Here is a 9,422-nt window from a genome sequence, read left to right as displayed (position 1 = left end):
TTGCCCGCATCAACATCAGGTCTACCGTTCATAATTAAACCGCTGATTTGCTAAACGACGCAACTTCCATGGCAGAAACTTACCAATTCGAATGCCCAATACCAACGGCCATGGGAACGGAAAGAATGCTTTCTTTCTGGCTACGGATTTGCGAATTGCGTTTGCTGCCTGCTCTGCGGAATATTCAAACGGCCTCCAGCTTTTGAACTGATCAGCCATGGGAGTGCGGATGTATCCGGGGCAAATAACTGAGACAAACACATCCCATTCATGCAGATGATCCCGCATCGCTTCACCATAGGCAATGATGCCCGCTTTCGAAGCGCCGTACGCGGGTCCGTCGGAGATCGGCTGCATGCCAGCAAGTGAGCTGATAAGGGCGATCCGCCCGCTTCTTCGCTTTTGCATATAAGGGGCGATGGCCGTAACTAAATTAATAGTGCCACCTAAATTAGTCGAGACCTGTGCGTGCGCAGTGTTAGCCGTTTCAATTTCATCACCAATGCTATGAGAGCCCGTAATTCCTGCATTGGAGATAACCAGATCCAGCGGAGTTTGCTCTTCGATCTCGTCAATCCAGTCTCGCACCTGCTCTTGATCAGAAATATCTAGTATTTTCCAAAAAACAGTCGCACCTTGTTGCTCAGCAGCTCGTACAGTTTTCAAGAGTCGAGCCTCATTGCGGCCGGTTAGCCAGAGCACCACGCCAACACGCCCATATTCAAGCGCCAAGGCCTTCCCCAAGCCGGAACTCGCACCAGTAATGAGAATCGCCGTGGGTGAGTAAGTATACATTTTGCATCCAAATGTTGGGGGTTCACTCTTCTTTTGATATATGGGTGACAAAATTGCTACTCACTCTACTATTATTCTTAGTAACTGGCCACGTTCTCCATAAAAACCAACGTTTCACATGATTTGCGGCCCGGAGAATAATTGTATTTCCGCGCAATATCAGATAATAATAACCTGTATTTTATTAGGTACATACTGCATTATATGTGAATAGTATTCGCAATTTATTGGATAGAAGTTTATGAGTTCTTTTTCGGTATCAGCTGTAACAAAAAGGCTCTCAGCGATTTCTGGCCTAGTTAAGTCATTCTCAGTTGTTATCCCAGTACTTGCCTTGCTATCGGGCTGTTCTATCTTACCCTCTGCTGGCCCCATGTCCTCTGAGATACAGACAACCTCATCTGACAGGCGTGAAAATCCCTTTGATTATCATCTGATTGATCTTGATGATAAGGTCGTCTCGGTTCTGTCCTCGTATCGTTCAGAAGGACTGACGAAAGTATTTGCAGGCGGAAAATGGGCACCCAAGCATATTGTCGGGGTTGGTGATTTTGTTTCTGTTGTCGTCTGGGAGCAAGGCAATGACCGCCTGTTTGCGTCGGCCGGACAAGCCGGAGGTGTCGAACTTGGCCCCTTTATGGTAAATCAGAGCGGTTCAATAACGGTTCCCTACGTTGGTAAAGTTCATGCACGCGGCAAATCTGTTGAGCTTCTTCAAACGGCGCTCCAGATTGCACTGGAGCGTAAAGCCACCGCTCCGCAAGTGATTGTCACACTAAAACAAAATGCCAGCAGTCTGGTTACAGTAAACGGGTCTGTTCGCAAGCCAGGTCAATATCCGCTTGGAATTAATGGCGAGCGGTTGCTAGATGTTGTTGCAACTGCGGGTGGTAATGCTTCACCAGAAACCGAAAGTTACATTTCTATCGAGCGGAATGGACGTCAGGCACGCCAGCTACTCAGTGTTGTTTTTCAGGATAACGAAGAAAACGTCTTTATTCAGCCGGGCGACCAGATTTATGTAACCCATGATCCTCAAACCTTTACTGCATTTGGGGCGATTCCAAAAGTTGGAGAGTATCCAATTCAGGCTTCTAACGTCTCTCTTATCGAGGCATTGGGTCGGATTGGTGGGCTCAAGGATGGTTCAGCAAACTCCAAGGGTCTCTTTGTTTTCCGTTATGAAGACCCACAGGTTATGGCTCAGTTACGGACTGAATATTCCGGTACAAACTCTGGTAAAATTCCAGTTATATATAAACTCAATATGCGGGATGCTCGCTCCTACTTTAAGGCTCAGCTTTTCAGTCTGCGTGACAAAGACATAGTGTATGTTTCCAATTCGTATGGTGCTGAATTGAATAAGTTTATCAGAATTCTAAGCGGAACTCTGGCGATAGGCAAAGTTGCAACTCAGTTTTAAATATGAGCTCAGTTTGGCAAGAACTGATTTGGCTGTCTGCTCGGTACTCTGTGATGTGATTGGAAACGATTTCACCGTTTCGCGGCAGAGTATTTGAACAAAATACGCAATAAATCTCAATGTGATGTCTGAAAAGGTCGATGTTAATTATGGAAAAAGGGACAGAAGCAAAGGTTGCCGATATTAGACCTACGGCAAACCCTATTTCCGAAGCAATTCCAACTACTCAACCTAAAGACAAAGCAACTACTCAACCACAAACAGCTAATGCCCAAGCTAAGCCGTCAAAAAAAATTGCCTCAATTTTCACACTGCCAATTGATAATGCTCGGCAAGTAATCAAACCTATTTCTAAAGGCTTCTTCAGCTTTAGGGGACTACGTCCTCAGCAGTTAAGGCGGCGCTTACTTGCTTTGTCCTTCGCATTAATGGTCTTCCTACCTAGCCTATTAGGGACAGCCTACTTCCTTGTCATCGCATCTGATCGGTATTCATCAACCATTGGATTTTCAGTCAGAGGTATGGACGGGACATCGGCGGGAGGTGATTTTCTGGGTGCTCTTACAGGTTTAGCAAGCGTCGGCACTACCACAACGGATTCTTATATTCTAATGAGTTATCTGGAAGGTAGAGAAGTCGTGGAGCGGCTTTCAGAGGATGAAGGTATTCGTAAACACTTCAGCAAAGATAGTATCGACTTTATCTATCGTCTCGATCCTGCAGCTCCCATTGAAGATTTCGTCAGTTATTGGGGCAGTCTTATAACAACAAGCTTCGACAATACATCCAGCATCATAGAAGTTGAGGTGCAAGCTTTTACTCCTGAGATGACGGAGCGGATCGCATCCCGGGTCCTTTCTTATAGCGCTGGTCTTGTAAACTCTCTTTCCAAAGACGCAAGAAAAGATGCTGTTAAATTCGCAGAGGAAGAGGTTCTACGTGCTGAGTTGAGTTTGAAAATGACTCGAATGAGGATGAAAAATTTCCGTAATAATGAGAGCTCGATTGACCCGACGAGAAATGCAGAAGTTCAGATCGAACTCATTGCCGGCCTGGAAAAGAAACTTCTGGAAACAAGGTCCCGTCTTGCGACATTGATTGGTACAATTGACGAAAGCTCTCCTACAATTCGTCAATTGCGTAAGCAAGAAGAAGTCTTGGCCACTCAAATCATTGGAAAGCGAGATGAGATCAGTGGCAAAGCGCCTGCTCTTGACACATCTCCGGGTATTAGCGTCAATGATCGGCTCTCATCCCTCTCCAGTCTTTTGGCAGACTATGAAGAGCTGGTGTTGGAGCAAGAATTTGCGCAACAAGCTTACACGATTTCACTTGCTGGATTGGAACGATCAAGGGCCGAAGCAGATCGCCAACAGCGATATCTGGCGGTTTTCAATCCACCCTCAAAACCTCAGCAAGCAATTTATCCACGCCGCCTTATAAATTCTCTCATTCTATTTCTTGGATTAGTTGCAGTATGGGCCCTCGCTATTGTAATGACCTATTCCATTCGCGATCACCTGAAGTAGGCGGCTTGCTATGGACGGGGTACTAATCACTCAGGCACGTGTTCTTGGCGCTTTGGTATTAAGAGAAACCAGAACAGCATTTGGCAACACGCAACTTGGTTATCTTTGGGCAATTGCCAATCCAGCTCTGAGTACGCTTGTCCTTGTTCTAATATTTTCAACTATTGGTAGAGCTCCAGCATTCGGAACTAGTTTCGCGCTCTTTTTTGCGACAGGTATTTTGCCGTTTCAAACTTACTCTAAGCTATCCAAATCCCTTATGACCGCTGTAAGCTCCAGCAGAGGATTGCTAGGCTATCCGTTGGTAACCGAAACGGATATACTTATATCAAAATACATATTGATATCCTTAACCTATTTCATGATCATGATCTTCTTTTTTAGCCTGCTCATAGTTGCAGGAAATGCAACACATCCTGTGAGAATAGAACAAAGTGCGGTTGCTTTCCTTACATTGACGTTACTTGGGCTTGGAGCAGGTACTACTAATGCTGTCTTTTTTCGGTTGTGGCCGACATGGAAAAATTTGGAATCTATCATTAGCAGACCTCTCTTTTTTCTCTCGGGCATATTTTATGTACCAAGTGATTTCCCATCTGAAATTGTGAAGATACTTAGCTGGAATCCAGTTCTTCATGGGGTTGAATGGTTTAGGGAAGGGTATTACGGGAATTATGATAGTATTGTCTTGAGTAAATCCTACCTATTTGCATGTGTCCTATTTCTCTTGCTCATCGGGTTCTTTGGTGAACGCCTTTATAGGAAGAAATCTATTTGATGATCGAGTTTAAAGGTGTGCGAAAAACCTATAGGCTTAAGGGTGTTACAAAAGTCATTCTGAATGACCTAACTGCGACCTTCCCAAGAGGCAAGAATATTGGAATTCTGGGACATAATGGTGCCGGTAAATCTACACTTATGCGTCTTATTGCGGGGGCGGAATTGCCAGATAGCGGACGCATTAAGCGTAACGTGAAGGTCTCGTGGCCACTTGGATTCGGCGGTGGGTTTGCGGGCACAATGACAGGCATTGAGAACGTTCGATTTGTTGCTCGTATGTATGGCGAGGACACGGAACGAATGATCGATTTCGTCGAAGATTTCTCAGAGCTTGGTCCCTCTATGGCACTCCCAATACAGTCGTATTCGAGCGGCATGAAAGCCCGTTTGGCGTTTGGCGTCAGTATGGCGATCAATTTCAAATGCTATTTGATTGATGAAATCACCGCAGTTGGCGATGTGCGTTTTAAACGAAAGTGCGACGAAGTTTTTGAGACAAAGCTTAAGCATGCGAACATCATTATGATTTCGCACTCAGAAGCCACAATCAAAAAACACTGCGATACGGCATATCTTCTTAACGAAGGCGATCTCATCAAGTTTGACTCTGTTGATGCGGCACTTGCTCAGCATCGAACTAATCAACTTACATAACTTTCAGATTTGGGCGAAATGACGAGCCAATCAATTCTTATTTTGCAATCGCATCCTTCTGGTTTTTGCAAGACACTATTAAAAGCATTTGAGGACAGGAGAATTGACTGCACGGTGGTCAATTTATCGCTCAGTGATTGGTATTTTCGTGTCGGGTCCGGAGCCCAAAATTATTGGGGTTCTTTGAAGAAGTGGCGGAAAGAACTAGAGACCATCATTGATTCAAATGGCATCACCGATATCATCTACTACGCGGACCGGCGTCCTTATCATCGCATCGCTCATAGTGTCGCGATGGAACGTAACCTCAATGCCTATGTTTACGAGTTTGGCTACATGCGGCCAGGTTGGATCACGCTGGAACATGGCGGCATGGGTGCTTTTTCGCATTTTCCAAATGATCCGCAGAGCATACGAACTGCTGCCGCTGCCTTGCCCAACTTAGTCTCTTCCCAGCCCTTTCCTCATGCGTTTTTGCAAGAAGCAACAAACGAGATTATCTGCAATCTAATCCCCATATTCTTTCCCTATCTCTTCCCGCTTTATCAACGGGATAGATATTACCATCCACTACGAGATTACTTTAGCTACATCCCGCGATTAATGCGCCAAAAGCGCTTGGGGAAAGAAGCGCAGCAAACTATCGAGACGCTGCTGAAAGAGCAAACTGGCTATTTTGTTATCCCTTTGCAGATGCAGGGAGACTACCAGATCAGGCACCACTCTCACTACAAGCACCTATCCACTTTTGTTCGGGACGTCGTAGGTTCGTTTGTTTCCAATGCGCCAGCACAGGACCAGCTGGTTTTTAAAATACATCCGTTTGACAACAATGCAGAGAATTGGCCAAAGGTCATTCAAACCGTGGCTACAGAATTCCAGTGTTCGCATAGAATTAAAATTATTGATGGTGGAGATCTCACCACATTGCTGCGCCACTCTCGAGGGTGTGTGCTGGTCAACAGCACCGTAGGCATGGAAGCACTGAAAAATGGCATCCCGGTCAAACCCATGGGGATTGCTCTCTACGATATTGCCGGATTAACTGAGCAACGCTCATTGGATGAATTTTGGCAAGAGCCGACTCAGCCGAGCGCCGATCTCTATCATGACCTTGAAAAACTTGTGGGGCACACCATTCAAGTCCGTGGAAGTTTTTTCAATCCTGAGGGCAAAAAGCTGGCCGCACAGGAATTCGTCAAGCGCATAACTGAGCGCACCGTCAACGGGCGTGGAGCCTTTGTCGAAACACCGCCGCGCCTGGCGCAGGCGAAAGCAATAGGCGTTCCTATTCCTTTAGATTGTTACTGGAGTGATAAATGACTTCAGCAATTGATCGATGCATCCTCCTCTTGCAGGGGCCTCTTTCCAAATATTATGCACGTACAGCCCACCATCTCAACGCGATGGGCACCAGGACACTGAAGGTGCATTTTTGCGGAAGTGATGTTCATGACTGGGCGCAAGGCGAGGCAATACGTTTTACAGATAAGCCAGAAAACTGGGCGCTGTTTCTGGAGGCACTGATCGTTTCCCATGGGGTGACAGATATTCTGCTGCACGGAGACCGCAGATATTACCACAAAATTGCCATTGGCGTTGCCAAAGCGTTTGACGTGAATGTCATCGCCACAGAGCTCGGCTATCTTCGCCCCGACTGGATGACTGTTGAATATGGCGGGTGTTCTGCGCTCTCGCATTTTCCGCAGAGTAAGCAGGAGCTGCTGCTGCTCGATTGTCCCGTCAGCAAGGACGAACCTGCTGTGCTTTATCCTAGCAATTATGCGCAGATTGTCTTGCAAGAGCTTGGGTTCACTGCTTTCAACAGTGTCCATGCGCGCAAGTTCCCCCATTATAAAAACCATCGCACTGAGCCCCGCACACAGGTCTACGCTGGGTGGCTGAGGGCTCGCATGTTAGCCAAACGCCGGAACCGTGATGCCGTAGCAGTCAGGGAACAGCTCAGGCACAGTGGGGTCTCGTATTATCTATTTGCGCTTCAGCTCAACGGCGACTTCCAAATCCGCGATCATTCACCGTTTGCGAGCATCTATGAAGCTATAGAGACTGTCATTGCTTCCTTCGCCCAGAAGGCACCAGAAGGGACCTTGCTGCTACTCAAAAGCCATCCGTTAGAGTACCGGTTTAAGGATCTAATGAGAGCTCTAAAACACGCAAGTCGTAAACATGGAGTTGAGGACCGGACCCAACTGATCCACGGACAATCCATCAAAGAGCTAGCAAAACCCTCCCTTGGTCTGCTGACAATCAACAGTTCAGCCGGCATTGAGGCGTTGGAACACGGTGTGCCAACTTGTTGTATTTTGCCAACCATTTACGATGTTGAAGGTTTGACTCATCAAGGCAACTGGGAAGATTTTTGGACAACGGCGTCAGTGCCTGATCCAATTATTTTCCGCAAGTTCGTTGATGCGCTCAAGGCAACCATTCAGGTGCGCGGTACTCTTTATAACGCTAAAGGGCTGGAAGCTGCAGCCAAAGGCACGGCAGAGAAAATCTTATCCAGTGAGTATGAGGCACAACGCCGTAAGAAATCAGAGCCTCCACGCTTGGAAAAGGCTCGGAATATGGGCGTCACCTACAACGAATTTTTGTGATTTAGGGAAAGCACGTGCGGATCTGCCTCATCTCCAATGCAAGCGTCTATGCGGATGCAGTACTACATTCACTCCTTGCTTATCCGGAGTTAGAGATCTCCGGTCTGGTCGAATGTACAGCGGTTACGGGAACCGCCAATGACTGGCATGCGTATAAGCGTTTGTTTGCGCGTTCTGGGATTATCTATGCCGGATATTTGGGTGCAGTGACAAAACCCCAGTTTCGACTTCCTCACCTACCTAAATGGAAGAGTATGAAGGCATGGTCTCACAGTCTCAGCTGCCCAATTTTGGCAACCACCAACATTAGCACGCCAGAAACACTAGATTTTATAGAGCAGTGTACGCCTGACATTATCCTTACCGCTCATTTGGGGCAGATCCTACAGCCAGCCTTCTATGAGCTATTTGCCGGACAGACCTTCAACATACATCCGGGAAAGCTACCGGTGTTTAAAGGGCCCGATCCTGTCTTTCATGCCCTGTTGGAAAAAGAAAAATTGTTCACAATCAGCCTGCATGAAAGCATTCGCCAAATCGATGCGGGAAAGGTGCTTGCTGAAAAAACCATCCAACCTGAAAGACAGACCCTGTTTCGAACCAACCTTGAGCTCTTCAAATTCGCCGGAGAGCTGATAGCCTCACATTTCCTTAGTAAAGACGATTGCCTGCCAGTGCCGGAGAACCGTCCAGCCAACTACCGAAGTTGGCCCACGAATAGCGAGATTCTCAAATTCCTCGCCGCAGGCAATAGACTTTGACCGTAACCGTTCGTTCAAGGCGAGAGCACCCAAAAGGGTTGTGTCGCAAAGTTTTTCTCTCGACTGATATTCTATCATATACTGGTTAGGAACGTAACCGTCCGCTCAGGACCGCCTTACTTGATTGCGTTTGATTGAGTATTTTCTTCTTCAGTTTTAGTTGAGGAGGCAAGTCATTGTTGGATGAATCGAGGCCACGGCGGTCGTGGACACGGGTAGAAAAGGCGGCAATCACTGCGCAAGTTGGGGTTGATGGAGCAACGCTGTTTGATGTTGCGCAGAGCCATGGTGTCGGCCGGTACTTGCTGACGCGATGGATGCCCCCTGTGTCAGGGATGTTGTCCGCTGTTCTATTTTTCTCTATTTTAAGGTGGGCGGGATAGGAAGATGACGTGGGATATTCACCGGAACGAAAAGCGGCAGTGCTTAAGCGGATGCTGCCACCGGGCAACATAGCCATTCGGCAGTTGTCGCGCGAGGAAGGGATTTGCGAGGCGACGCTCCATAAATGGCGGGCTGAGGCGCGCGGCAAAGGCCAGCTTTTGCCCTGCGCTGACACGAGCCCTGAGGGATGGTCCTCGCGTGATAAGTTTGCCGCTGTGTTGGAAACGGCGGCGTTGAATGAGGCTGATTTGGGCGAATACTGCCGCAAGCGCGGGCTCTATCCCGGAACGTGTCAACGACTTTGAGACAGTAGCTTTTGGATTTTAAACTTGATTTTCTTTCGTTGTCTTTGGTGGATTGATCGTAACCGCCCGCTCAAGGCGCCATGATTTGGGCTTGACGCTGTGATTTTGCGTCCGGCTTCCAGTTCCATGGCAGGAGCTCGTGGAGGCGGTTGATCATGTGATCGTTGATGCGG

The 9,422-nt window shown here is 47.4% G+C and carries 10 protein-coding genes; 9 read left to right on the top strand and 1 reads right to left on the bottom strand.

Features of this window, described 5'->3' with window-relative positions; genetic code table 11:
* Nucleotides 1-21: 21 nt before the first annotated feature.
* Nucleotides 22-795, bottom strand: coding sequence for an SDR family NAD(P)-dependent oxidoreductase (locus BLS62_RS26830; protein WP_093189762.1), 774 nt, complete (start codon nt 793-795; stop codon nt 22-24).
* Between the two features lie 241 nt (nt 796-1,036).
* Between BLS62_RS26830 and BLS62_RS26825 the strand changes: the two genes are divergently transcribed.
* The 9 genes from BLS62_RS26825 to BLS62_RS26790 all read left to right on the top strand — a co-directional run bounded on the left by BLS62_RS26825 (nt 1,037) and on the right by BLS62_RS26790 (nt 9,249).
* Nucleotides 1,037-2,218 (top strand): polysaccharide biosynthesis/export family protein, encoded by a 1,182-nt coding sequence (locus BLS62_RS26825; RefSeq protein WP_093189760.1) that lies wholly within the window; start codon nt 1,037-1,039, stop codon nt 2,216-2,218.
* Between the two features lie 140 nt (nt 2,219-2,358).
* Nucleotides 2,359-3,747 (top strand): KpsE/RkpR family capsule polysaccharide export protein, encoded by a 1,389-nt coding sequence (locus tag BLS62_RS26820; RefSeq protein WP_208991265.1) that lies wholly within the window; start codon nt 2,359-2,361, stop codon nt 3,745-3,747.
* Between the two features lie 10 nt (nt 3,748-3,757).
* Nucleotides 3,758-4,525 (top strand): ABC transporter permease, encoded by a 768-nt coding sequence (locus BLS62_RS26815; protein ID WP_093189758.1) that lies wholly within the window; start codon nt 3,758-3,760, stop codon nt 4,523-4,525.
* A complete protein-coding gene (locus BLS62_RS26810) occupies nt 4,525-5,181 on the top strand; it encodes an ABC transporter ATP-binding protein (RefSeq protein ID WP_093189755.1) in 657 nt (218 codons plus the stop codon). Before BLS62_RS26815 ends, BLS62_RS26810 begins: the two co-directional genes overlap by 1 nt.
* Before the next feature lie 18 nt (nt 5,182-5,199).
* A complete protein-coding gene (locus BLS62_RS26805) occupies nt 5,200-6,504 on the top strand; it encodes a capsule biosynthesis protein (RefSeq protein ID WP_093189752.1) in 1,305 nt (434 codons plus the stop codon).
* Complete coding sequence (locus BLS62_RS26800) at nt 6,501-7,799, top strand: capsular biosynthesis protein (RefSeq protein ID WP_093189749.1); 1,299 nt, start codon at nt 6,501-6,503, stop codon at nt 7,797-7,799. The genes BLS62_RS26805 and BLS62_RS26800 overlap by 4 nt, the downstream gene beginning before the upstream one ends.
* A gap of 14 nt (nt 7,800-7,813) precedes the next feature.
* Entirely contained in the window at nt 7,814-8,560 is a 747-nt protein-coding gene (locus BLS62_RS26795) for a formyltransferase family protein (RefSeq protein ID WP_093189746.1), read from the top strand.
* A 176-nt stretch (nt 8,561-8,736) separates the two neighbouring features.
* The gene (locus BLS62_RS30850) at nt 8,737-8,943 is read left to right on the top strand and encodes a transposase (RefSeq protein ID WP_143521612.1); all 207 of its coding nucleotides are present in this window, start codon (nt 8,737-8,739) and stop codon (nt 8,941-8,943) included.
* Nucleotides 8,944-8,952: 9 nt separating this feature from the next.
* Nucleotides 8,953-9,249 carry a transposase gene (locus tag BLS62_RS26790; RefSeq protein WP_093189743.1) on the top strand — a complete coding sequence of 99 codons (297 nt, stop codon included), beginning with the start codon at nt 8,953-8,955 and terminating at the stop codon, nt 9,247-9,249.
* Nucleotides 9,250-9,422 lie beyond the last annotated feature (173 nt).

It is taken from the genome of Pseudovibrio sp. Tun.PSC04-5.I4, from assembly GCF_900104145.1.
In the GTDB taxonomy this organism is placed as follows: domain Bacteria; phylum Pseudomonadota; class Alphaproteobacteria; order Rhizobiales; family Stappiaceae; genus Pseudovibrio.
This window is presented reverse-complemented; position numbering and strand designations above follow the sequence as displayed.